Origin of the sequence: Coleofasciculus sp. C1-SOL-03 (genome assembly GCF_040220555.1) — a bacterium.
Classification (GTDB): Bacteria; Cyanobacteriota; Cyanobacteriia; order Cyanobacteriales; family Coleofasciculaceae; genus Coleofasciculus.
Genome location: NZ_JAVJUO010000244.1, coordinates 1 through 22,475 on the forward strand (window position 1 = coordinate 1; position 22,475 = coordinate 22,475).

The 22,475-nt window shown below is 46.0% G+C and carries 24 protein-coding genes; 11 read left to right on the forward strand and 13 right to left on the reverse strand.

The features are described from left to right. Positions 1–307: 307 nt before the first annotated feature. Positions 308–1,768, reverse strand: a complete 1,461-nt coding sequence (locus RIE73_RS36530; protein ID WP_446405830.1) for an LCP family protein — start codon at positions 1,766–1,768, stop codon at positions 308–310. A 219-nt stretch (positions 1,769–1,987) separates the two neighbouring features. Between RIE73_RS36530 and RIE73_RS36535 the strand changes: the two genes are divergently transcribed. Continuing rightward, positions 1,988–3,046, forward strand: a complete 1,059-nt coding sequence (locus RIE73_RS36535) for a mannose-1-phosphate guanylyltransferase (RefSeq protein WP_446405831.1) — start codon at positions 1,988–1,990, stop codon at positions 3,044–3,046. Between the two features lie 81 nt (positions 3,047–3,127). On the opposite strand, the gene RIE73_RS36540 is transcribed toward RIE73_RS36535, so the two are convergent. Continuing rightward, entirely contained in the window at positions 3,128–4,123 is a 996-nt protein-coding gene (locus RIE73_RS36540; RefSeq protein WP_446405832.1) for a methyltransferase domain-containing protein, read from the reverse strand. A 283-nt stretch (positions 4,124–4,406) separates the two neighbouring features. Here RIE73_RS36540 and RIE73_RS36545 point away from each other — a divergent pair, with 283 nt between their 5' ends. After that, positions 4,407–4,946 carry a pentapeptide repeat-containing protein gene (locus RIE73_RS36545; RefSeq protein ID WP_446405833.1) on the forward strand — a complete coding sequence of 180 codons (540 nt, stop codon included), beginning with the start codon at positions 4,407–4,409 and terminating at the stop codon, positions 4,944–4,946. Positions 4,947–4,984: 38 nt separating this feature from the next. Here RIE73_RS36545 and RIE73_RS36550 read toward each other — a convergent pair whose 3' ends face one another. After that, positions 4,985–7,642, reverse strand: coding sequence for a CHASE2 domain-containing protein (locus RIE73_RS36550; protein ID WP_446405834.1), 2,658 nt, complete (start codon positions 7,640–7,642; stop codon positions 4,985–4,987). A 24-nt stretch (positions 7,643–7,666) separates the two neighbouring features. On the opposite strand from RIE73_RS36550, the gene RIE73_RS36555 reads away from it, so the two are divergent. Next, on the forward strand, positions 7,667–7,849 hold the full coding sequence (locus tag RIE73_RS36555) for a hypothetical protein (RefSeq protein ID WP_446405835.1): 183 nt from the start codon (positions 7,667–7,669) through the stop codon (positions 7,847–7,849). Positions 7,850–7,862: 13 nt separating this feature from the next. Here RIE73_RS36555 and RIE73_RS36560 read toward each other — a convergent pair whose 3' ends face one another. Continuing rightward, on the reverse strand, positions 7,863–8,072 hold the full coding sequence (locus RIE73_RS36560) for a hypothetical protein (protein ID WP_446405836.1): 210 nt from the start codon (positions 8,070–8,072) through the stop codon (positions 7,863–7,865). A gap of 69 nt (positions 8,073–8,141) precedes the next feature. On the opposite strand from RIE73_RS36560, the gene RIE73_RS36565 reads away from it, so the two are divergent. From RIE73_RS36565 to RIE73_RS36585, 5 genes are all read left to right on the forward strand, one after another. Then, positions 8,142–8,282: a hypothetical protein gene (locus tag RIE73_RS36565; RefSeq protein ID WP_446405837.1), complete on the forward strand. Its 141-nt coding sequence runs from the start codon at positions 8,142–8,144 to the stop codon at positions 8,280–8,282. 90 nt (positions 8,283–8,372) lie between these two features. Beyond that, entirely contained in the window at positions 8,373–10,025 is a 1,653-nt protein-coding gene (locus tag RIE73_RS36570) for an ABC transporter substrate-binding protein (RefSeq protein WP_446405838.1), read from the forward strand. A gap of 80 nt (positions 10,026–10,105) precedes the next feature. Next, positions 10,106–10,372 carry a BrnT family toxin gene (locus RIE73_RS36575; RefSeq protein ID WP_446405858.1) on the forward strand — a complete coding sequence of 89 codons (267 nt, stop codon included), beginning with the start codon at positions 10,106–10,108 and terminating at the stop codon, positions 10,370–10,372. 5 nt (positions 10,373–10,377) lie between these two features. Continuing rightward, positions 10,378–10,635, forward strand: coding sequence for a BrnA antitoxin family protein (locus RIE73_RS36580; protein ID WP_446393833.1), 258 nt, complete (start codon positions 10,378–10,380; stop codon positions 10,633–10,635). Between the two features lie 228 nt (positions 10,636–10,863). Further along, on the forward strand, positions 10,864–11,889 hold the full coding sequence (locus RIE73_RS36585; protein WP_446405839.1) for an ABC transporter permease: 1,026 nt from the start codon (positions 10,864–10,866) through the stop codon (positions 11,887–11,889). A gap of 294 nt (positions 11,890–12,183) precedes the next feature. Here the strand turns inward: RIE73_RS36585 and RIE73_RS36590 are convergent, their stop codons facing one another. Together RIE73_RS36590 and RIE73_RS36595 are read right to left on the reverse strand one after the other, a co-directional pair. Next, on the reverse strand, positions 12,184–12,381 hold the full coding sequence (locus tag RIE73_RS36590; RefSeq protein ID WP_446405840.1) for a PEP-CTERM sorting domain-containing protein: 198 nt from the start codon (positions 12,379–12,381) through the stop codon (positions 12,184–12,186). Positions 12,382–12,859: 478 nt separating this feature from the next. After that, positions 12,860–13,540: a PEP-CTERM sorting domain-containing protein gene (locus tag RIE73_RS36595; protein WP_446405841.1), complete on the reverse strand. Its 681-nt coding sequence runs from the start codon at positions 13,538–13,540 to the stop codon at positions 12,860–12,862. Positions 13,541–13,896: 356 nt separating this feature from the next. On the opposite strand from RIE73_RS36595, the gene RIE73_RS36600 reads away from it, so the two are divergent. After that, a complete protein-coding gene (locus tag RIE73_RS36600; RefSeq protein ID WP_446405842.1) occupies positions 13,897–14,931 on the forward strand; it encodes a PstS family phosphate ABC transporter substrate-binding protein in 1,035 nt (344 codons plus the stop codon). Between the two features lie 244 nt (positions 14,932–15,175). Continuing rightward, a complete protein-coding gene (locus RIE73_RS36605; RefSeq protein WP_446405843.1) occupies positions 15,176–16,126 on the forward strand; it encodes a phosphate ABC transporter substrate-binding protein in 951 nt (316 codons plus the stop codon). Between the two features lie 33 nt (positions 16,127–16,159). Here the strand turns inward: RIE73_RS36605 and RIE73_RS36610 are convergent, their stop codons facing one another. From RIE73_RS36610 to RIE73_RS36625, 4 genes are all read right to left on the reverse strand, one after another. Next, on the reverse strand, positions 16,160–16,447 hold the full coding sequence (locus RIE73_RS36610; RefSeq protein WP_446405844.1) for an AAA family ATPase: 288 nt from the start codon (positions 16,445–16,447) through the stop codon (positions 16,160–16,162). Next, on the reverse strand, positions 16,405–16,785 hold the full coding sequence (locus RIE73_RS36615; RefSeq protein ID WP_446405845.1) for an AAA family ATPase: 381 nt from the start codon (positions 16,783–16,785) through the stop codon (positions 16,405–16,407). Before RIE73_RS36615 ends, RIE73_RS36610 begins: the two co-directional genes overlap by 43 nt. A 256-nt stretch (positions 16,786–17,041) precedes the next feature. Beyond that, positions 17,042–17,581 carry a Uma2 family endonuclease gene (locus RIE73_RS36620; protein WP_446405846.1) on the reverse strand — a complete coding sequence of 180 codons (540 nt, stop codon included), beginning with the start codon at positions 17,579–17,581 and terminating at the stop codon, positions 17,042–17,044. A 56-nt stretch (positions 17,582–17,637) separates the two neighbouring features. After that, entirely contained in the window at positions 17,638–18,345 is a 708-nt protein-coding gene (locus RIE73_RS36625) for a Crp/Fnr family transcriptional regulator (RefSeq protein ID WP_446405847.1), read from the reverse strand. Between the two features lie 41 nt (positions 18,346–18,386). Between RIE73_RS36625 and RIE73_RS36630 the strand changes: the two genes are divergently transcribed. Further along, positions 18,387–19,409: a DALR anticodon-binding domain-containing protein gene (locus tag RIE73_RS36630; protein WP_446405848.1), complete on the forward strand. Its 1,023-nt coding sequence runs from the start codon at positions 18,387–18,389 to the stop codon at positions 19,407–19,409. A 343-nt stretch (positions 19,410–19,752) separates the two neighbouring features. Here RIE73_RS36630 and RIE73_RS36635 read toward each other — a convergent pair whose 3' ends face one another. The 3 genes from RIE73_RS36635 to csaB all read right to left on the reverse strand — a co-directional run bounded on the left by RIE73_RS36635 (position 19,753) and on the right by csaB (position 22,457). Further along, a complete protein-coding gene (locus tag RIE73_RS36635) occupies positions 19,753–21,090 on the reverse strand; it encodes a hypothetical protein (protein WP_446405849.1) in 1,338 nt (445 codons plus the stop codon). Positions 21,091–21,283: 193 nt separating this feature from the next. Beyond that, the gene (locus RIE73_RS36640) at positions 21,284–21,418 is read right to left on the reverse strand and encodes a hypothetical protein (RefSeq protein ID WP_446405850.1); all 135 of its coding nucleotides are present in this window, start codon (positions 21,416–21,418) and stop codon (positions 21,284–21,286) included. Continuing rightward, the gene (gene csaB, locus RIE73_RS36645) at positions 21,402–22,457 is read right to left on the reverse strand and encodes a polysaccharide pyruvyl transferase CsaB (protein ID WP_446405851.1); all 1,056 of its coding nucleotides are present in this window, start codon (positions 22,455–22,457) and stop codon (positions 21,402–21,404) included. The genes RIE73_RS36640 and csaB overlap by 17 nt, the downstream gene beginning before the upstream one ends. Between the last annotated feature and the right edge of the window lie 18 nt (positions 22,458–22,475).

The following is a 22,475-nucleotide window of genomic DNA, read 5'->3' on the forward strand; positions in this document are numbered from 1 at the left end:
ATTGGTCATTGGTCATTGGTCATTGGTCATTGGTCATTGGTCATTGGTCATTGGTCATTGGTCATTGGTCATTGGTCATTGGTCATTGGTCATTGGTCATTGGTCATTGGTCATTGGTCATTGGTCATTGGTCATTTGTTATTTATCTAGGAATTCATCATTTAGACAGGGCGGGTTTAATGACATTAGGGTCGGCAAAAAACGATAGTAGTGAAACCCGCCCCTACCTAGAAAACTCTTTTCTATTGACACTCCCCCATCTTCCCCAGCTCTCCCAGCTCCCCCAGCTCCCCCTGCTCCCCCAGCATTATTCCTCCGCTTCTGGGTGCCGAATCAACCAATCCTCACCGACACGAATGGTTAAATCGGATTCAATATCGCCTGTGGAAGAGGCTTCGACGTGACCGAGTTGCAAAACCCTTTTCAAGGTGGTTGCTGCTTTCAAATCGCCTTGTTGCACAATAATCTGAGTTTCGCGTACCTGATCGGGCCAATCCTGTATGATGTAGACATTATAGAAGTCGTTTTTCGCCAAATATCGAGCAACTTTGTGAGCTAATTGCGGGTCATCTGTGGCGTTTTGAATCGCAATTCGCAACCGTTGGGGAGAACGCCGAATCTCCGATGAACTCCAGTCAAGGGTTTGCTGAAAGTATTGTTGCATAACGCGATCGCGTCCGGCAGAATCCATAATCCAATAGCTGGCAACATATTCCTCTGGATTGCTGAAGCGACCGGGCAAAAGTACCATCTGAAAATCATCTTTGTCTAAATCTAAGCCAAAGCCCACCAGCGCCAGCATTTCTTCTAAACTGAGATTGGTATCAATATATTGCTGCATCACCCGAATGATTTGGGGTAAACGCGGTAGCACCTTGGGACTGAGCAACCGTTGACGCAGCGCCTTGAGTAGCGTTTGTTGGCGCTGAACTCGACCAATGTCGCCGTAGCCGTCTTTACGAAATCGAGCAAACTGTTCGGCTTGGTCTCCATTTAAGATTTGCCATCCCGGTTCTAAATCAATGTACAAATCCTGGGTGACATCCTCATACTGCATCGGATAGGGAACAAACACTTCAACTCCCCCCACCAGGTCTACCAATTCCCGAAACGCATCCGTAGTCACCCGCACATAGCGATCAACGGGTGCATCATTCAGAGTACGACTCACCACCCGTGCGGCTAACGCTGCACCCCCTTCCACATTGGCATCATTGATTTTGGCAAGTCCTACTTCCGGAAGTTCCACTTGGGTATCCCGAGGAATGGAAAGCATCGTCACGGACTCTTCTGTCGGGTCGAGGCGTAACAGTAGCATCGTATCACTGCGACCACTGAAAACGTCGGACGAGTTTTTGTCATTATCGGAAAGGCGGTCAATTCCCATGACCAGGATGTTGACGGGTCGGGCTAAATCATAGCGAAACGCTTGTCGCCAGGAATTTTCTTTCGCGCCAGGGACAAAATTTTGCGGCACGATTAAGGGGGACAGAGGGGTAATTAGGGCAACCGTTGCGCCCAAGGTAGCCGATACTGTAGCGGTTAAGATAAACGCCGCACTCCACAGAAACCAGCGCATATAACGACCACCACTGGATTGATTTGAATGATCATCGGAATGGGACTCTCCGTCATCACCCTCTGGCGGTGGGGGAGGCGGGGAACCTCCAGTATCATTTTCAGCGACATCAGGGTCACCATGCGATCGCGTATAATCTTCAGGATGGGAGACTTGAAAACCCCAGCTAGTTTGGGAACTATTCGACACGTTGTTTTATCCTCACCACACACCAACTGTTCTGAGATTCTTTGACGTTCACCGAATCTATTGCTGGATTATAGCGTTACCAGCTCACTCCCCCAGTTCCCAGACGTGCCATGGCACGTCTCTACATTGGCTCCCCCAGCTTCCCCAGCTCCCCCAGCTCCCTCCGCACCTCTGCTCTCCCAGGCTAGGATGTAGCAGACAATTAGAATAGCACGGACAATGAGTCAATTAATACCCGTAATTTTAGCCGGGGGCAAAGGTGAACGGTTTTGGCCCCTCAGCCGCAAGCATCGACCCAAGCAGTTCTTAAGTTTAGATGGTAGTGGCAAGAGTCTTTTACAGACCACCGCTGACCGTCTCAGTCCATTAGCGGGAGATTCAACCCATGTCTGGGTGATCACATCGGCTCAATTAGCTGATGGGGTGCGAGAACAGTTACCCCAACTCGATGACGAGCATATATTAGCCGAACCCGAAGGGCGGGATACGGCACCTGCTGTGGCGTGGGCGACGTTAGAAATTGCGCGTCACTATGGAGAAGATGCGGTGATCGGCTTTTTTCCAGCAGACCATTGGATTGCAGACCAGCAGGCGTTTCAACAGACGATTGAGGCGGCGACTCAGTTAGCGGCGACTGAAGCGGCAATTGTTACCCTGGGAATTGCGCCGGACTATCCCTCTACAGGTTACGGTTATATCGAACAAGGAGAACCCGCCGGAACGTTTAATGACTTATCGGTTTATCGGGTTGCTCGATTTACAGAAAAGCCAGACCGAGACACAGCCGAGACATTTCTGGCGACGGGCAAATTTAGCTGGAATGGGGGAATGTTTATTTTCCGGGCTGGCGTCGTCTTAGCGGAACTAAACACCTATGCGGCTGATATTATCAATCCATTGCAAAAACAAGGGATTGCTGCTTATTCTAAACTACCTAAAACCAGTATTGATTATGCCTTAATGGAAAAAACCCAACTGGCTTATGTTCTCCCGACTACGTTTGGCTGGGATGATTTGGGAGATTGGAATGCCTTAGAACGGTTGCACAAGGGAGAGGCGGCGAATGTGGAACTGGCGACTCATCTGGGGAAAGATACCCAAGGGGCGATTCTTTATAGCAGTGACCAGGATGAGGTGATTGTGACGATTGGCTTAGACGATGTGGTGGTTGTGCGCGATGGTGGGGTGACATTAATTGTGAAAAAAGACCGCACCCAAGAGATTAAGCAGGTACTCAAAACCTTACAAGCTGACTCAAGGTTTAGTCAGTTACTTTAATTTATTTCGCTCCAGTTCCCCACCCGTCTAAACGGTGGAGCCGAGTGTCGGAGGGATTAACCCTCCGCTCCCCCCATTTTGTCACCGTTCTGTTGTCACAGCTTGAGTTGAGACCGTTTCGGTTAAATTGGCTGGAGAATTGGCTCGAATAGCGCGAAACATGCCAAATCGACAAAGCCCAGAACCGAAGGCTAGCCGCATTAATAAAATGGTCGGAACTTCTCGCACAGACTTGATGAAACCTGATAGACCAAACTGTAGCCATCCCTGTGGTCGAATGATGCCTTGCCAGATAGTATCAAGCCAAGACGGAAGCGTTTCGTCTGTCCAATCTGCGGTTTTTACACTGCCCTCAACCAGTCCGGTTTCCTGCAACCGTTCCGAAAAGCCTTCAATACTGGAAAACGCTGGATGAGACCACTGATCCAAGAGTTGCTGCATCACCGGACGTTCCCAAAAATTAAGTGGTTTCTGGCGATCATCCCGTTGATTCCAGTCAGCAACAACCAGAATACCACCAGGCTTGAGTACCCGCATTAATTCTTTGGCAAAAAGAGCTTTATCGGGAATATGTGGACCCACTTCAATTGACCAAACCACATCAAAACTGGCATCTGGGAAAGACATTGCCATGGCATCATTGACTAAAAACGTCGCATCTAAGTCCTTTGGCGTTAACTCCTGAGCGCGTTTTATTTGTTGGGGACTGATGCTAATTCCGGTTACGGCAAACCCGTAATCCCGTGCTAAAATGCGACTGCTTCCGCCGATGCCACACCCCACATCTAAAACAGTCGTTCCTGGGGGTAATTTATCGAGTCCTCCCCAACGCACCATTTCATGCACAAAATCTGATTTTGCGGCTAGAAAATCCTTGGCTTGAGGCGGTGAGCCATAATGCCCTAAGTGGATATGTTCACCCCAGTAAAACTCCAAAATACCATCTTCTGTCCATTGGTCGTAGGAATTGACCACCGATTCAGAGGATTGATAGCGGCGACCCGTGACGAGATAGAGTAGGATCGCGATCGCGAAGAGTCCTAGTAGAAGTCCCAGAACGGGAAAAACGAAATTCATACAAGTAAAACCCTCAAATTGTTGACCCTGTTAATAATTTAGTGCAAGCTCGCACTACGAGAATTTTGTCATTATTGACATTAAGGTGTTAAATGCCGAACAGCTTCAGGCTAATGGGTAGTAGCCATCCTACGGTATATCAAGGATTTCGACGATCCCAAGCGCTAGCTTGTTGATGGTGTCCTAGTTATTAAAAATAAGATTTATTAATTCCCAAACAAGTAAATTACCCTACTTTTATAATGCGATTATTATTTTATCAAAAATCATTGTTTTTTTAATCATGCCAGATAAAAGCCATGTAAGCATTTTACGGCAAGGTACTGACGTTTGGAATTGTTGGCGCTCCCAAAATCCTCTCATCCAACCAGATCTCACTCAAGCAATCTTTCGAGGAAAATTCTCTGGGGTTAACCTCAGTAGTGCATTCCTCGGTCAACTTGACTTCGGTGAAAGTGATCTAAGTGCAGCAAATTTTTCTCAAGCATACCTTAATTGGGCACAACTGAGAAAGACAAAACTGATTGGGGCATCTTTTTATTCTACATCCTTAGTTGGAGCTAATTTGCGTGATGCCGATCTAACGGGAGCCGACTTGCGTCATGCTGACCTTCGCTATGCTGACCTCTGCTATGCTAACCTGAGTGGAGCTAACCTTTCCCAAGCCTCTTTGCTTGACTGCAAAGTCCATAAGACTGATTTTAGTCAAGCTATATTAGAGGATACAAAGATGGAAAAATATTTAAGAGATTTCTTGCATAAGGAGAATATTATTGATGAATTGTTGCTAAAATACTTTACAGAAAATGTTGCTATAGACTAACTCTAGCTTGTTAAATAAGTCTTTTGATGGCGGCAGTGTTAGGTTGTAGAGGGTAAATTGTCATCGTCCCCTTGTTTCTGACAGAGGTCTAAATAAATTTGAGCCACTTGATCAACGGGATTAATCTGTAAACACTCTTGAAAAATTTGGGCAGCTTCTTTAAATAAACGATTACTATACAGAAATAAAGCCTTCTCAAAATCAGGCTTGGTCATTAACTTTGCCGAGCGAAGTTCCGGTGGATCTGCCTCAAATATCTCAAAAACCGAGACCATTTCCCGTTTTCCTTTAACCTGGACTTGACCGATAATCCGAAAGGCATATTCAACCGGATGATTTAGCTGTAAAAACGTGTGATGAGAAATTAATAAGGATACCCCATATTCTTTCGTAAGCTGTTCTAAACGAGCTGCCAAATTAACCGCATCACTAATCACAGTACCATCCATACGATTATGTCCGCCAACGGTTCCCAGCATCAGCGAACCTGTATTAATCCCAATCCCAATCTGAATCGGGGGGCGACTGGGGCGTTGCCGGGTTTTATTATAGTCAGTCAACCGATTTAACATATCAATTCCGGCACGAACTGCGTCATCAGCACTACCATTAAATAGCGCCATAATCGCATCACCGATATATTTATCAATAAAGCCATGATGTTCGACAATCGCAGGTTCCATGCGCGACAGATAGGCGTTGATGAATTTAAAATTATCCTCTAAGCTCATCCGTTCCGAGAGAGTGGTGAAGGCACGAATATCCGAAAATAGAATCGACATTTCCTTCTGCACCGCCTCGCCTAGTTCGACATCGACAATACTTTTCTTATCCAGCAATTGCAGAAAGTTTTCTGGGACAAAACGTTCATAGGCTCGATTCAGTTGCAGCAGTTGAGCCGTGAAATTCTTGCGTTCAACCTCAGCTTTTTTGCGTTCAGTAATATCTTGAAACGCCGCGATCGCAAAGGTGACTTTGCCCCCTTCATCAAAAATTGGGATACCCCAAGCTTCAATCGGAATAATCTGATCGCCCTGGTGAATTTCAATGTCATCAGCCGTGGCACTTTCTCCCATTAACGCTTGCACCACGGGCAATAATTCCGCCGGGTAGAGTTGTTCAGTCCTAGCAATATAAAATTGATAGACCTCAGCAAATTGTTCAGCAAAGGTATCCGGAACCACACCTTTACCGATTAACTGTTGCGCCCGTTGATTCAGGTAATAGGTTTTTCCGGTTGCATCTAATACCGCTACCCCAACCGGAACCGCTTCCAAAAATTGGGCTAAGCGGCGTTCACTTTCCCGTGCGGCTTCTTCGGCTTGTTGATGTAACTCCTCCTCAATCGCATCGGAATGAGCTGTCGTGGTTTCGAGTAAAATCTCTAAGTCAGCATTGTAGCGCTGCAATTCCCAGGTTTGGTACAGTGCGATCGCCATTGATGATCCGATTAATGCCGCCAGGGGGGAAACCACGGGTAACCACCAGTTGACAAGAAACGCCCCATAACTGCCAACCACCAGAATACTACTCATGAAGAACATGCCGAAACCGACAACCACCCATCGGGGAAAAATTCTATCCGCGAACTGGTTCGCTTGTTGGAGTTTCCAACTTCCTCCCGCACCAATAAAAGACCAGAGGATAATCCATAACCACTCGACTGGATCAATCCAAATGGTTAGCCAAGATAGTTGGTTGATCCGATCAATGAAGGGAATCAAAGGGCGTCCATCAATCGCCTTAATTAAAGGGCGTCCCGCCATCGCCCCACTAATAATCTGACTGGCGATATTGGCATGAATAATCACGCCCGGTGTTTGCTGACGAGAACCGATGGTATTTTGACTATAAGGTGTAAAGAATAAGTCATTGGCACTTTGTCCGGTAGCGCCAATGAGAACAATGCGATCGCGCATCAAATCCGCTGATATCCGGTTCTCTAAAATATCCGCAATAGATACAGTTTGGAAGTTCTCTCTGGGTCCGCGATAGTTTAATAGGATCTGATAGCCACCCACATCAGCATTAACATAGCCCCCCTCATTCCCTGTTAATGGCACAAATTCCACCTTACCCAACTGCAAATGACTCTTGGCTTCATCCGTCATTTGGGGGGTAATCCCTTCGGCTTCTAGATACATTAATGCCAGCTTTACCCCTAATCCCAAGTAGATGGACTCATCGTCTAGTTGCACAGACAGCAATCCGCGACGAACTTTGCCATCCGCATCCAAGACTAAATCAGCCATCGCCACTTGATCCAGTTGTTTTAGGGTTGGCGATGGTGCAACTGTCTCTCCGACAACTTTTTCCACACCAATCAGATTTGGTGTAGACTTAAATACCTCAACTAATTCCTGATGACCCGGTTCGACTGGCAAATCACGATACAAATCCAAGCCAATCGCCCTCGGCTGTTGGGCGTTTATTTTTCTAAGTAACTGGGCTAAGACAGTATCAGGAATGGGCCACGTCCCGATCTGAGTAATATCAGACTCATCAATGGTTACCACCAGAATCCGGGGGTCAACCGATTCTTGAGGACGCTGCTGAAAAAATTGGTCGAGTGTTGCCCATTCGAGAAGCTGAAACGAACCCGTCCAAGCCGTAGCGATCACCAATCCGGCGACAGTGGGGGCAGTTATCAATACCCCTTGCCATGTAGAAATATGCTGCTTGAGCTTTTGCCACATTTAGGATGAGCAATCAAAATTAACATGAGTAGTCCCCTGATTGCTATGGCGAATCGTTCTCTATTCCTTACTGTAGCTCAACTCAAGCTGAATCGTGGCTTAGATGGTTTAGCTCAATTAGAATTGGTTCGTAGTGAGGGCTTCAGCCCTCTCCAGCTAAGCGTTATAGCACTCTTTGTGCTTACTACAAACAAAACCCTATTTTAGCTGTGTCAGTCCACTAGTAACTATCTTCGCTGCCTACGGTATGCAGCGCTAAATCGTTATTAGCGCGGTTGAGTCGATCCGCGATCGCAGCTCGCAGTTTCAGCGTGATCGATGGCGTAGCCAATACCTCTTGGGCTTGTTCTCGGTAGATAGCACTGGTTACCGGATCAACTTGGTCAATGTTCTGTAAATTTGAAAATACTGTATCCGCAGAAATGGTCATCGGATTAAACCCTTCCATCACATATAATTACGATCTTGACTTAAATATCGAACGGATGGCAATAGTTGAATGATTAAAATAAAACAAAAATTATTCGACGTATTAGCTGCAACGGATGTATGGCAACCTTTAGTCAACTGGGCTTTTGATACTCCAACTCGGCAAATCGCGATCGCCTGTATCGGTGGCTCGCTCCGGAAAGTGTTGTAAATCGTCCTCAAACCCTTACTGTTCCCTGTTCCCTGTTCCCTGTTCCCTAATCTCAACCGTTAACTTTAATTGTGTCCACCTACTTACATTATGAAATTTCCCTTATCTCGTCAGAAACGGCAAATCATCCAATTTCTCGGTTTATTCTGCTGCTGTTGTATCCTGATTATTAGTTGTGGTGGGCAAAATACACCCACCGATAATGCTGCAAGTTCAGTCACTAGCATCAGTAGCCCTGAACGCATCGCTGTAGGTTCTGTTGCCAAACCCCGAACCCTTGACCCCGCTGATGCCTATGAAGTGGCGATTAGCGATATTATTACCAGCTTAGGCGATCGCCTCTATACCTACGAGGGGGATACAGATACGCTTATCCCGCAACTGGCGACAGAACTCCCGCAAGTCAGTGATGATGGGTTAACCTACACGATTCCTGTGCGTCAGGGCGTTACATTCCATGATGGCACACCTTTTAACGCAGACGCCATGGCATTTTCCTTGAGGCGGTTTAGTGAAAATGGGGGTAAACCTTCCGCCCTACTTTCTAACATCATGGAATCCGTAGAAGCCACAGGGGAATACGAACTCACAATTAAACTAAAAAATGCCTTTGCTCCCTTCCCTTACCTACTAGCCTTTCCTGGATTAAGTGCAGTTTCGCCCCAAGCCTATGAAATTGGGCAAGGCAAATTTAAACCCAATGATTTTGTGGGAACAGGTCCCTATAAACTGGTTTCCTTTGAGCCAAATTTAGTCAAAGTGGATGTATTTGAGGACTATTGGGGAGAAAAACCACCCAATCAAGGGATTGACTTTCAGTTTCTCAGCAGTCCCGCTAACTTGTATAATTCCTTTACCACAGGTGCGGTTGATATTGCCTATCGTGACTTAGGTGCCGATCAAATTCTCAGTCTCAAAGAGGATGCTGAATCGAAAGGGTATCAGGTACTAGAAAAGCCCAGCAGTCGCGTAGACTATATGGTGCTAAATGTCAAGCAGAAACCCTTAGACCAAGTAGAAGTCCGACAAGCGATCGCGGCGTTAGTGGATCGTCAGTTAATCATTGATCGCGTCTATCGGGGTCAAGCGGAACCCGCTTACAGTATTATTCCCGACACCTTTGCCACCAGTCAACCCGTATTTAAGCAACCGTATGGGGATGGTAATGTGGAAAAGGCAAAAGAACGTTTAACCGAGGCAGGGTTTTCTGCTGAAAATCCGTTTGTATTGGAAATTTGGTATAGTTCAGATAGCCCGCAGCGCCAACAAATTGTTACGCTTCTCAAAGAATATGCCGAGCAAAAAATGGAGGGTTTGATGCAAGTTCAACCGCAACCCGTTGAATCCACTACCCTCTTTGCCAATATCCCCAAAGGCATTTATCCCAGCTATTTAGTGGCTTGGTTTCCGGATTTTGGCGATGCAGATAATTACATCAGTCCCTTTTTCAGTTGTACGAAAGGATCAGCAGAAACCGGATGTCAGGAAGGAGCGAGTCAAAGTCAAGGTTTCTTCTATTACAGTGAGAAAATGAACCAACTCATTGAGGCTCAACGAAAGGAACAAGATCCCCAGGCGCGACAAGAACTCTTTGGGCAAATTCAAGATCTAATTGCTCAAGATGTTCCCCTGGTTCCCTTATTGCAGAAAAAAGAATTTGCCTTTGCTCAAGACAGCTTGCAGAACGTGGAAATTAACCCAATTATTGGTGTCTCGTTTTGGCAAGTTGATAAAAGCGCTTAAGCCTGTCATCTTAGCGCCGTGATTTCGACCGGATAAACTGGTTCAGACGGTTATGTACAGATGTGCATATTATAATTGAGATGGTTTACCAGTGGAATCGGGACAAGGCAACAGCCAATCTTCGTAAACATGGCATCGACTTTGCTGATGCAGTATCTGTTTTCTCGGATGCTCTGGCAATTTCCATTCTAGACGAGCGGTTTGATGAAGAACGATTCGTCACAATTGGGATGGATGCTTTTGGCAGAATATTGGTAGTTGTCTACACGCTGCGGGATGATCAGATTCGGATTATTTCTGCCCGAAAAGCAACTCGGCAAGAACGACAGCAGTATGAGGAGGGATAATCGTCATGGATGCAGAATATGACTTTAGTCAAGGAAAACGGGGTGCGATTGACCCAACATCATTAGGCAAAACCCGCATCACAATCCGGCTAGATAATGAAATTCTCGCGTGGTTTCGTGAGCAAGTTCATAATGCAGGTGGAGGAAACTACCAAACCTTGATTAATGAAGCCTTACGCCAGCATATTCAGCAAAACCGCCAATCTTTGGAGGACACCTTACGCAAAGTTGTGCGTGAAGAACTTGAGCGTATTGAACGTTGATATCAAATCCGCTTAAGAAATCCCCCTTTATTTTTTGGATACCTGTTCCGTTAGTTTAGCACACTAAGTACGGAAGACCCCTACTGTGTAACACAACTACAATTGTGGATTAGATTTGTCAATTTTATGGGCGCAAAGCTTTGCGCCCCTACAGGTTGTGGATGTTGGGTTTAACATGCACCCAACGATAAACCTGTATTAATCCTACTCGCCATAATTTGAATTCGGATGTCTCGTTCTCGTGCTTTACTCTACTATGTCATCGCCCGGTTGCTTCTGGCACCGTTAATGATGTGGACGATTGTTACTATCGTATTTTTACTCCTCCGCGCTACGCCAGGAGATCCCATTGATGCGGTCATTGGTAATCGTGCGCCTGAAAGTGTAAAAGCCGAATTTCGGGAACGGTTGGGATTAAATCAACCGCTACCCGTACAGTATGTGAATTATTTATCCAGTTTACTCCGCCTGGATTTAGGCAGTTCAATTAGTGACCAAGGACGAGAGGTTTGGCAAGTGATTCAGCAATATTTTCCCGCGACGGCAGAAGTAGCGGTATGTAGTATGATTGTCGCCATAACGGTAGGAATTAGTGTGGGTATTTTTTCCGCCTCTCGTCCGGGTACTGTTTTTGATTTAGGGGGACGACTATTCGGGATTATTACCTATGCCTTACCGATATTTTGGGCAGGAATGATTGTACAATTAATCTTTGCCGTACAGTTAGGATGGTTTCCCCTGGGTGGACGATTTCCGGCATCAGTAACTCCGCCCACAGGATTCACTGGACTGTATACGGTTGATAGTCTGTTGAACGGTAATTTCAACCAATTTTTAACCGCGTTATATTATTTAACGCTACCTTCGTTAACCTTAGGAATTCTCCTAAGTGGAATTTTTGAGCGTATTGTCCGGGTGAATCTCAAGCAAACGCTGAAGTCTGATTATGTGGAAGCCGCACGCGCTAGAGGGATTCAGGAACGGACGATTCTGCTGCATCATGCGTTAAAAAATGCGTTGATTCCGGTGATTACGGTAATGGGACTTACGTTTGCATCGTTGCTAGGGGGTGCGGTGTTAACAGAAGTGACCTTTTCTTGGCCCGGATTAGCCAATCGATTATATGAAGCGATTCAGTTACGAGATTACCCGACAGTGCAGGGAATTATGGTGTTTTTTGGGGCGATTGTGGTGATAGCGAGTATTGCGATTGATATTATCAATGCCTTAATTGACCCCCGTATTCGCTATTGATTGTTCATTGTTTAATAACCCCCGCCATGGCGATTAAAATCGCTGCTACACAAACAAAGCCACGGCGATTGAAATCGCTGCTACACAAACTTGCGTCCGCCTGCGCGGACTGGGTTATAACGGGGGTAGCGTTCCCCGGATTTGGTATGACTTTGGTAGGTTGGGTTGAACGAAGTGAAACCCAACAGGTTCCAGCTAGCGTTTGTTGGGTCTCGTACCTCGACCCAACCTACCTCAATTTATATTTGACTGACTCCAAAACCAGATGGCGAGTTGACTATATTGGCTTTTCAACTAATTTTTCTTTTGTTTTTTCGATTGCTGTTTCTTAAACAAAGCCCCAAATCCTAGCGCCATACCGGAACCCAAAATGGTGAGAGGTTCGGGGACGGCATAGTTAACATCATCGATAGCACCACTACCAGGTAGGAGTGTGGCGAAACCTAACAGGGTACCAGCCGCCGCGATCGCCAGCTTTATGTTTTGATACATGATCATACCTATAGTTGTAGAGTGTGTAACGTTTTTTTTCTTCAATAAAAGGATAACCTGGGTTTCAGACCATTTGTTTAAAGTTTTTGTAAAGAAATTCAGTGTAAATACTCTATTTGTTTAAAGTTTTTGTAAAGCTATAAGGCGTATAAATCAGTTGTGAAATAACTTACCTTGCTAGACAATGGTTTCATTCCCATTTTTTTTACGAATCATTTAGACGGGTGAGAGGGTGTCAACCCCCACTTACCTGACAACTCAAAACGTTTCCGTCTCCACCAACCCAGCCAAGTGGAAAAATTTGACCCCACCGAGAGTAGGGGTTTGGTTATCAAACCCCTACTGGTATCAAACCCCTACTGGTAGGGAATCATTGTCCATATTTATTTCCAATCAAAAAGGAGGGTAGGCTTACTCCTCCTTGATCAAGCCACAGATCAAACATCCAGATGGCTAGTTGGTTATATTGGCTTTTGAGCTAATTTTTCTTTTGCTTTTTCGATTGTTGTTTCTTAAACAAAGCCCCAAATCCTAGCGCCATACTGGAACCTAAGATAGTCAGGGGTTCAGGAACAGCGTAGGTAACATCATCGATAGCACCACTACCAGGGAGATCAACTTCAAGACGGGTTACTTTGGTATTACTAAAACCGTCCACTGTAATAAACTGGTTATCTCCAGCGCCCACATCACTCAACGAGTCTACTTGAGTATTACCGTTAAATGTTGTGAATGTAGCTGGCGTGTTCTCATCACCATCTAGATAGGCAATACTCTTAAGAAAGATAGCCTGGGGAAAGTGAAATGTTATTAAACCACCATCTACTGAATCGTCTGGGTCAGTCGAATCGTTATCTTCACTGATAATTAGAACATTGCCGAATTGGTTTTCAAAGAACAAGTCGTCGTCACCACCTGTGCAGTTACTGGCTGGACCACCATCGCATGTGCTGTCGAAGATCATCAGCTCCCTGCTACTATTACCCTCAGGAGATACGCTGAAGGTAACACCTTGATCTGTCGTTTCATCCGTAACTATTTGACCTTCACTAAATTCGGAAAAGTTAACAATAGCAGCTTGGGCGGGGTTGGCGTGGAGTGTCGCTACACCCAACAAGGTACCAGCCGCCGCGATCGCAAGCTTTATCTTTTGATACATAATTATCCCCTTTTTTGTAAAGACCTGTAAAGTTTTTCAACTTGCATAACAGCATAACCTCGCTTTTAGACCTTTTGTGTAAAGTTTTCATAAAGAAATTCGATGTAAATACTCTATTTGTTTAAAGTTTTTGTAAAGCTATCCGGCGTCTAAATCAGTTGTGAACTAACAAACCTTGCTAGACAAGGGTTTCAGTCCCATTTTTGTTCACGAATCATTTAGACTGACTCTGGCGCTCTGTTGTCACTCTAGGAAAGCTAGAGGGATAAGGGAGACAAGGGAGATGGGAAAAAACTTGACGATTGCCAGGTAAGCTAGAGGTAATTGGTGATTTGGCGACTTGAACTCACGATCGCATGTCTCAGAAAAACGAAACGACTGTATTAGTGTTAGCCTTGCTGATTACCCTCGGTTTAGTCGGGGGCGGAGTTTGGTGGTTTAGCCGTGAGTCTGACTTAATCAACACAAACCGCCAGGTCAATCGTCAATCACCCGAATCATCCCCACAGGCTAAAACCTTTGCCCAAGTGCAAGGTGTACCCGAAGGACTCTTCAGCTATGGAGGTAGCACCACTTGGGCACCCATCCGTGAAGTTGTAGACCCCGCCATTCAAACCGTGTGGCCTCAATTCCGATTGCGTTACACTAATCCGACAACAGGCGCACCGGGTTCGGGTACAGGGATTAAGATGCTGTTAAATAACCAATTGGCGTTTTCCCAATCCTCGCGCCCACTCAAACAAGATGAATATGACCAAGCCCAGCAACGCGGCTTTACTCTCAAAGAAATTCCTGTCGCTATTGATGGTATCGCCGTTGCGGTTAATCCTGACCTGCAAATTCCGGGTTTGACGATTAGTCAGCTAAAAGATATTTATACGGGTAAGATTACCAACTGGAATCAAGTCGGGGGTGCTGATTTACCGATTATCCCTTATTCCAGACGCCCAGAAGAAGGCGGTACAATTGAGTTTTTTGTGGACAATATTTTAGAGGGAGAAGAGTTTGGGACGACGGTTGAGTTTATCCCGACCACGACTCAAGCCCTGAGAGCGTTAGCGGATAATCCTGGCGGCATTTATTACGCCTCTGCACCTGAAGTTGTGCCTCAATGTACAATAAAATCTTTACCGATTGGACGTAAGCCTGATGAACTGGTTTCTCCTTACCAAGAACCTTTTGTGCCGCTTTCCCAATGTCCCGGACAGCGCAATCAGCTTAATAAGCAGGCGTTTCAATCGGGAAGTTATCCGATTACTCGTCGATTATTTGTGATTGTTAAACAAAATGGTCAAGTTGATGAACAAGCTGGAGAAGCGTATGCGCGATTGTTACTTACAAATCAGGGTCAGGAGTTAATTGGCGACGCGGGATTTGTCCGGTTGCGCTGAGTTGTGTCGAGGGATGGGAATGGGTCTAAGTCTATTTTATTTTTGACAAATGATGTTTAATCTATTGGTATCGGAATTATATTTTTTAACGCAGAGGAACGCAGAGGAATACGCAGAGGAACGCAGAGATATGTGGGTGTTGAGTAGGGATTTTTGGAGGATTATGAAAGAACCAGAAACGATTATGATGGGTGATTAACGGCTGGTTTGGTTAAGGGTATAGTCCAAAATCTATATATTAATTATGTCACAGAAGAATGAAACAGGAACACTTATTGCTGCGCTGGTCATTACAGTTGTTATATTAGCGGGTGGTTTTTGGTGGTTTACTCGTCAATCGGGGATGAATTTAGGAGGATTGATGGGAGGTGAGAATAACTCGACTCAAAATCCATCTCCACCCACTCAATCTGCTTATTCAGGAACGCCAGCCGCGAATCCTAACACGACTTTTCCACCGCCTCAAACTGTCCCCAGTGGTACAGTTGTCCGGATTGCAGGTTCGACGAGTATGGTGCAAATTAATCAAGCCTTGAAACAAGCGTTTGAACAGCAGTTTCAAGGTACAACGGTGGAAACCCAAGCTGGGGGTTCAGATAAGGGGATTCTGGCGCTGTTAACCGGAAGTGTAGATATTGCGGCGATTTCTCGCCCTCTAACCTCCCAAGAACAGTCCCAAGGCTTAGTTGCTGTACCAGTAGCGAAAGATGCGATCGCGATCGTGGTGGGTGAGGAAAATCCTTTTCAGCGAGGCTTAACTCAAACGCAAGTTCAGCAAATTTTTCAAGGACAGATTACCAATTGGTCACAAGTCGGGGGTGATTCAGCACCGATTCGCGTAATTAATCGCCCCCCGGTTAGTGGTACTCGTCAAGCGTTTCAAGAACTGGTACTCAACGGTGGGCAATTTGGTACAACGCCTAACATTGTCACAATGCAGCGAGATGCAACCACTCCCATTTTGCGAGAATTGGGAACCAATGGAATTAGTTATGCTACCTACGCCCAGGTTGCGGATCAACAAACGGTGCGAATTGTATCTGTCGATGGGTTAACCCCCCAAGCGGCGAATTATCCCTATCAACGAGAACTTTACTACGTCTACAAAGAACCTACAACGCCGCAGGTGCAAGCTTTTCTGGGTTATGTCGGTTCACCTCAAGGACAAAGTGCGATCGCGGCGACTAACCCGTGATACCAAATCCAGGTTAGCCACCCCCTTTATAAGCTAGTCCGCGCAGGCGGACTTTGTTTGTGTAGCTGCGACTTCTAGTCGCCAGGGACAAAAAAGGGGTTTCTGAGCTGCGATAATTGGATTATGGGTAGCGACAAAGAACTGTGTGTTTTGGATAATTGAGAGATATTGCTCAATTAGGTCATAAAGCAGATCCGGATATAAACTATTTTCGGGTTCATCAACCAATAGAAAACCTCGTTCTATCTGACGTTGGAAGTACAATGTTTTAATATGCCCTAACTTGAATATATGAGTTGGACAGTGACAAACCGATGCCATTCGTCAGTCTGTTCGACATCAGCATTATAGTAGACTATTGGAGCACCATACCAACCAGAACCGCTATAGGGAGGATGGCAAGCAAAAAAATCTCCAGACGAGGCATAAAATTTTACAGCGAAGAATGGCATGTTTTTCAGTGGCTGTGGCGGATTTTCATGACCATGCAACTTATTTAATGAGTTGATTATTTTATCCAGAATCGTTGTTTTTCCCGTTCCATTCGTACCAATAAAGCATATTTTATCGAGTGGTTTACCTGTCTTGGGGTTTACCAAATCCAACTGAAAATTATTAAACTGTTGAAAGCCCTTGATAATTATTTTACTTATTTTCATTGACTGGTTCTCAGGTTTAGGTTTGCAGGAATGTATAAAATTTGTCGTCAATCACTACATAATGATCTTATTCAAGCTTGTAGTGACGTGGCATACCTTATTTGATGAATTAACCATTAGCCCGGAAACCGTAGGGACGCAGGTTGTGCGCGTTCAATGGTAAAATCGATTCCATCATTTTAGCTGTGTCACGCCAGTAGTAAGGGATATCGGCGTTTATGGCGCTAAAGCGCAACTACGAGCGCAACTACGAACTTTAGGCTAACAACTCATCGACGGCGATGCTAAACCCGGTTAGAACAACCTGCGTACTCACCACATCACCGGAACGAAATGCTAATGTCTGATTCTGAGTGATCACTAAAATCCAACGAGTCTCCGGAAATACTAACCACACTTCTTCACACCCTGACTCTAAATACTCCGTCGCTTTGGCAAATAAGTCCTCGGCTGTATCTGTCGGTGAGGCAATTTCGGCAATCAGAGGGGGGCTTTGGGGTAATACAGCTACATTGCCATACTGATCGAGCAACTGGGATGTCAAATAAGATACATCTGGACGACGCCCCTGGCGCAATGTTCGACAAGGAAGTTCGACAAGAGGTTCACCGCCTTGTCCTGACTCGCTGATATAATTTCTCCAGTAGCCATCTAATCTCGATTGGATGCGACTATGTTTGATTGTCATTCCCGTTGTCTCAATTAATTGCCCATCCACCCACTCTCTATGATCCGGAGGATTAGCTATAAAGTCGTCTAGAGAAAAATTATCAGTTACATTCGTGGCTATGACCATCGCTATATACTCAACTCTCTCGTTTTTATACGATTAATACGATAACAAAGAACTGATTAGCTGGATTTTGAACCATCGGAATCAAAATCATAAGATTGCATGGGTAAGCAAATTAAATTATCCCCGTAGGTAGTAATCAATCCCTTCTTACGTAATTTTCCCATTAAGCGAGTTACAGTGACACGAGTTGCACCAATCGCACTACCAATTTGCCCGTGAGTTAAAGGAAATGGCAAACAGTAGCCATCGGGTGTCGGTTCGCCAAATTCTTCAATGATTAGAGTGAGTAATCCGAACAGGCGATCAATAGTTTTGCGTTGTCCTAATGTGCTTAACCATAGGAGTTTACGCTGATGTTGATAGCGGAACGCATTAAAAATCTCACGCCGGAAGTGGGGCCAATTGTCTAGCTCATGCCAATACATCCAGAGAACTGAGGTTTGGTCGATATGGGAGTAGGCGGACAGAGTAAAGGGCGATTGGGCGACAATTTCAAAGGGCTGACCGGTACCGACAAATCCTAAAAAGGCTTCTTCTAAAATTGGGGATAATGATCCGTCTGTTGAGTCATGGGAACTCAGTTGAGTGGTACCCGTTAGGCGTACTGTGCCTCGCTGCACGAGATACAGCAACCCTGAACGAGTAGGAATTCGCTCATCTTTGTTAAACGTTCGATCGCGGTAGTGTTCCTGCGCCCAATCCAGAATCCGTTGCCAGGTTAAGAATGGTCTGGATGGGTCTGATGTGGGGGGTTGGAAATTCATAGATCGATTAGGATGGAGATCCCATTTGTCTCTCAGTGTACATGGAGTTTAAAGTAGCTAAAAATACATCTAACTACCGAGTTTTTACGGTAAAATTGTTGAGTAACGGTGCGAGGATCAAATCTCAGTTGCAACGACAGCTTTGGCAGGCAATTGACAGAATCAACACCTTACCAAGGGCGGCTCAGTTGACACCGAAGACTGTACCTTTACACCGTGTCTCTACTTCTAATTATGTATGTTATCGGTCAGCGATCGCACTTAAGTTATCTTCGGCTTGGCAACAGACTCCCTTGGATATCGCCCATCAGCTTACCGACGCCTTGCTAACGCTTTCTCAAGAGTTTACTGACGCCATTGGTATCAATTTTACAGTGGAAGTGTCGCCTCCGGGCTGGATTCTTTTGGGACTCAGCGATCGCGCTTTGGCTACTTACTTACAAGAATGCTTTAAAATACGCTATTTTCCATCAGTGTCCCCAAATGACTTAAACGAGAAATTTCACCCAAAAGAAGGAAGAGGAAACCGAGAAAACTCTCAACACAATCAGCCGGATTCTGATCAGCTTTTTCCGATTCAATATGTTCATGCTCGTTGCTGTTCGCTTTTACACTTGGCTGACGAACAGGGATTGATTGAGATCACCGATACAGGAGATGGGGGAGATGGGGAAGACTTGGAGGAATTGTTTTCAGTCACCACTCACCAATCCCCAATTACGATCATTTACCCAAATCCAATTCCTTGGCTCCAGGATACAGGAGACTCCGAGAGGGAGTTGGTACGCCTACGCTTAACCCATCCTGCTGAATGGGATTTGATTGTTCAGCTTTTCGATCTGTTAGATGTGATGAGTGCTTCCGATTGTCAGCGTTGGGTTAAACAAGGATTGGCTGTCAGTGAGGCTTATGAGCAATTTTACAAATCCTGCCGAATTTGGGGAGAGGTGAAGATTCATGACTTGCCCTTGGCTCAGGCGAGATTGGGGTTAATCGGGGTTACCCAGGTGGTGTTGCGATCGCTCCTGGAAAAATTGGGTGTATCTGCCCCTAGAGCTTTGTAGGTGCTGATTCATCAAGATGGGGAAGATGAGGGAGATAAAAATATGATTAATCTTTAATTATAGCATTCGGCACTTGGGCATGGCTCAAAGGTAAGGTTTTCTTTATCTTAGGGGCATAGAAAAATAACTTTTCTTACAAGACGTGACAACCTCTACATTCTTCCGGTATGATTCTGAATGTGTGAGGAGCGAACCAGCGAGGGAACCGAGACGAAACACGGACAGTCGTCGGTTCCCTTTCTGATCGAGCTAAACTTTCATAATCGTGTAAGACCTTAGTCGGGCAACCAAAAGGGCAGTGATTAGCTCAAGAATCCCTCGCTTTTAGCGATGGGAGCGTCAACTAGACAGGGCGATACCGGGGAAAACTCGGTAACTCAATTGATGACAATGACTTAATTTTTTTCGGGCGTCGTAGGGGATAAACGACGGGTGAGGGCCAATTGGGTTGAGGGAGAGTCACCTCATTCTCTTCATCCCATTCATCTTCAGTCGCCTCAGTCTCTGCTGAGGAGAGTCCGGATTCATCAACCGTTTCGGTGTCCGTTCCGGCTTCTAGCATCCACGGGTTTGGCTCCTGAGTTAAATCGGATGTCACTTCTGATAAGCCTGAAGCTTGCGCCAGGGAGTTCATTTCCGCTAAAAGTTGTCGCTCGGCTTCTAACTCCGCCGCCGTACTGTCGGGAATCGAAGTGACGGTTGAGTCGATTGGCGTTGTCGATGACTGAGACTCTGTGGGTTCACTCAAGTCTTCGGTATCTGAACCAGAGGTTGTCAATAATGAATCAAGCTGGAGGGGACGATTCCAGAGGGGATCGGTATCCGTTGAGGATTCGTCGGCGAGGAAATCCTGTTGAGCGGACCACGGTTGGATGGGTTGGGCTTTGGGGACAACACCACCTACATCCCGTTTAGGACGAGTGGGTTGGGGTTCGCTTACCTGACGATTCGGCATTTCCAGGCATTTTTCCAGGGCGACTTTGAATTGTAAGGTTTGTTGTTGTTGTCGGTGTAAGCGGGTTTTCAGTTCTCGACAGGTATTGGCAGATTGCAGCAATTGATGGGATTGTTCGTTATTCCGTTGCTGGGTGAGGGCGCATTCCCGTTCGAGTTGGGCGACTCGTTCTTGTGAGCTTTGTAATTGCTCGGATAAGGTTTCAATCAGAATTTGCTGACGTTGGGCGGCTTGATGGGAGGATTCTAGGGTATGGAACAAACGAGTTAATTGGTCTTGTAGGGTATTGAGTTCCTCGCCTTGGCGGACAATCAGATGATCCTGCTCTTGCGATCGCACCATTTCGGCGTTTAAGGCGTCCTGTTTTTCACTCAGGGCGTTTTGAAGTTGGGCAATTTGTTCCAGCAAGCGGCGATTGCGCTGGCGCATTTTTTGAGCAAGGGCAAACCAATCGGCGTCTTTGTTGCGAGATTCTGCCAGGGTGGGGAGTGATTCAGGATCGCTAGGTTCTGCCTCAACGTTAAGCGTGGAGTCTGACTCGACGGTTTGGTCGATTTCCACATCCGGCTGGGGTTCATCCTCATTCATGTCAGCTATCTGAAAGAGGTTCAGCAGCGTCTGAGATTCAGGATTCTCTGGCTCATCGGGGGTATGTTCAGCACTCTCATCAGTCCATTCACTGGACTCCGGCAGAGGCTCTTTATTGGGGGTGTCAGAATCACTCATGGCTTTTTATCCAGAGGGTCACAAATCAACCAAATTATGAACTATGGATTATGAATTTTAAGTTGTTATTGATATAAACCAGTATTTTAGGTTTTAAGTTGGGGGATGGCTCAGAGCCAAGGTGAGTTAAGATTTTCTCGTTTTTGACTCCTTTCCAAAGTAAGACATAAAACTCGCCAGATTACAAATTGTGCTAGGAGAATTTAACAACCGCCTCAGAAGAGTATGCAAGAGCATCGGCATAAATCCCCTTTGCCTTCTGCCTTTTGCCTTCTGCCTTCTGCCTTCTGCCTTCTGCCTTCTGCTTTTTTTTATGACGCCTTGACAAGGATGTCTACCAATAAATCTTGATGCATCAACGCCCGATCGACTAAGGATTGGATTTGATCGCGGCGAAGAGGATTACCATTGGCATAGTAATCGATCCAGGTATGCGCGATCGCGTTTGGGTCATCGGGTATGTCGGTTAATCTCCATCCCGGCAAATCGAGTTCTGCCATCAGGGAGTCAACCTTGGGGTCATAGCTTAAGGCAAAACAGCGACAGTCTTGGGCGGCTGCCATAATCAGACTGTGGTAGCGCATCCCAATTGCCATTTCTACCCCGCGAAACAATCCTTTTAATTGTTTGGGGTCATCGAGGTGGAAAATCTGATGGGTATCCGGAAGCTGGGAGGCAATGGATTGGGCGATGCTCAGATCTTGAGATGCCTGGAATGGCACCAGTAGTATACAGGTTTTAGTTGCCCCCTGAAAGTCTATCAGAGCTTGGGTGAGATTGGCGAGACGCTCTTGGGTGAGATTGGGGTGCGATCGCAAAGTGACAGCAACTCTCGGTGCAGGTAAATCCCACAATCCGGGGACTGGGGTTGAGTCTAATGCCCAGACTGGATCAGGAGCAACCTGAAACGACACCTGCCAATCGGCGAGGAGGGCGGCTGAGGTGCGATCGCGGACACTGACGCCTGTACATCCCTGAAAACATTGCCGTGCCATCCAGCGCGTCAGAGGGTGCTGCAACGGACCAATTCCCTGCGCCCAAGCAATAGTGTTTAAGCCCTGCTGTTGGGCGAATCCCATTAAACCACTGTAGTACACTGGACTCATGGCACTGGTGGCGTCTTGGATTAAACTCCCGCCTCCCCAGATAAAACTATCGGCTTGGCTAAAGGCGTCTAGGACACGAAACGCTGAGGTGCGATCGCAGGTTTCTACCCCATAGCGTTTATATGTCTGGTTCGGATTACCCGAAAGCACCAGTGGTGTTATCGATTTAGGCAGCATTTGTAGCAACGACGCCAGCAACGCCTCATCACCCCCATTGCCCTTGCCATAATATCCGCATACTATTGCCCGTTTCTGCCCCATACCCTGATTTGTGATCGG

Coding starts and splice junctions, on each gene's coding strand:
- RIE73_RS36610 (WP_446405844.1), bottom strand. CDS start 16,447: ATGGCATCGGTTTGTCACTGTCCAACTCATATATTCAAGTTAGGGCAT.
- RIE73_RS36550 (WP_446405834.1), bottom strand. CDS start 7,642: ATGTGGCAAAAGCTCAAGCAGCATATTTCTACATGGCAAGGGGTATTG.
- RIE73_RS36585 (WP_446405839.1), top strand. CDS start 10,864: ATGTCTCGTTCTCGTGCTTTACTCTACTATGTCATCGCCCGGTTGCTT.
- RIE73_RS36635 (WP_446405849.1), bottom strand. CDS start 21,090: ATGAGTGATTCTGACACCCCCAATAAAGAGCCTCTGCCGGAGTCCAGT.
- RIE73_RS36555 (WP_446405835.1), top strand. CDS start 7,667: ATGAGTAGTCCCCTGATTGCTATGGCGAATCGTTCTCTATTCCTTACT.
- RIE73_RS36540 (WP_446405832.1), bottom strand. CDS start 4,123: ATGAATTTCGTTTTTCCCGTTCTGGGACTTCTACTAGGACTCTTCGCG.
- RIE73_RS36560 (WP_446405836.1), bottom strand. CDS start 8,072: ATGACCATTTCTGCGGATACAGTATTTTCAAATTTACAGAACATTGAC.
- RIE73_RS36625 (WP_446405847.1), bottom strand. CDS start 18,345: ATGAATTTCCAACCCCCCACATCAGACCCATCCAGACCATTCTTAACC.
- RIE73_RS36580 (WP_446393833.1), top strand. CDS start 10,378: ATGGATGCAGAATATGACTTTAGTCAAGGAAAACGGGGTGCGATTGAC.
- RIE73_RS36605 (WP_446405843.1), top strand. CDS start 15,176: ATGTCACAGAAGAATGAAACAGGAACACTTATTGCTGCGCTGGTCATT.
- RIE73_RS36570 (WP_446405838.1), top strand. CDS start 8,373: ATGAAATTTCCCTTATCTCGTCAGAAACGGCAAATCATCCAATTTCTC.
- RIE73_RS36630 (WP_446405848.1), top strand. CDS start 18,387: ATGGAGTTTAAAGTAGCTAAAAATACATCTAACTACCGAGTTTTTACG.
- RIE73_RS36535 (WP_446405831.1), top strand. CDS start 1,988: ATGAGTCAATTAATACCCGTAATTTTAGCCGGGGGCAAAGGTGAACGG.
- RIE73_RS36565 (WP_446405837.1), top strand. CDS start 8,142: ATGATTAAAATAAAACAAAAATTATTCGACGTATTAGCTGCAACGGAT.
- RIE73_RS36545 (WP_446405833.1), top strand. CDS start 4,407: ATGCCAGATAAAAGCCATGTAAGCATTTTACGGCAAGGTACTGACGTT.
- RIE73_RS36615 (WP_446405845.1), bottom strand. CDS start 16,785: ATGAAAATAAGTAAAATAATTATCAAGGGCTTTCAACAGTTTAATAAT.
- csaB (WP_446405851.1), bottom strand. CDS start 22,457: ATGGGGCAGAAACGGGCAATAGTATGCGGATATTATGGCAAGGGCAAT.
- RIE73_RS36590 (WP_446405840.1), bottom strand. CDS start 12,381: ATGTATCAAAACATAAAGCTGGCGATCGCGGCGGCTGGTACCCTGTTA.
- RIE73_RS36595 (WP_446405841.1), bottom strand. CDS start 13,540: ATGTATCAAAAGATAAAGCTTGCGATCGCGGCGGCTGGTACCTTGTTG.
- RIE73_RS36620 (WP_446405846.1), bottom strand. CDS start 17,581: ATGGTCATAGCCACGAATGTAACTGATAATTTTTCTCTAGACGACTTT.
- RIE73_RS36600 (WP_446405842.1), top strand. CDS start 13,897: ATGTCTCAGAAAAACGAAACGACTGTATTAGTGTTAGCCTTGCTGATT.
- RIE73_RS36575 (WP_446405858.1), top strand. CDS start 10,106: ATGGTTTACCAGTGGAATCGGGACAAGGCAACAGCCAATCTTCGTAAA.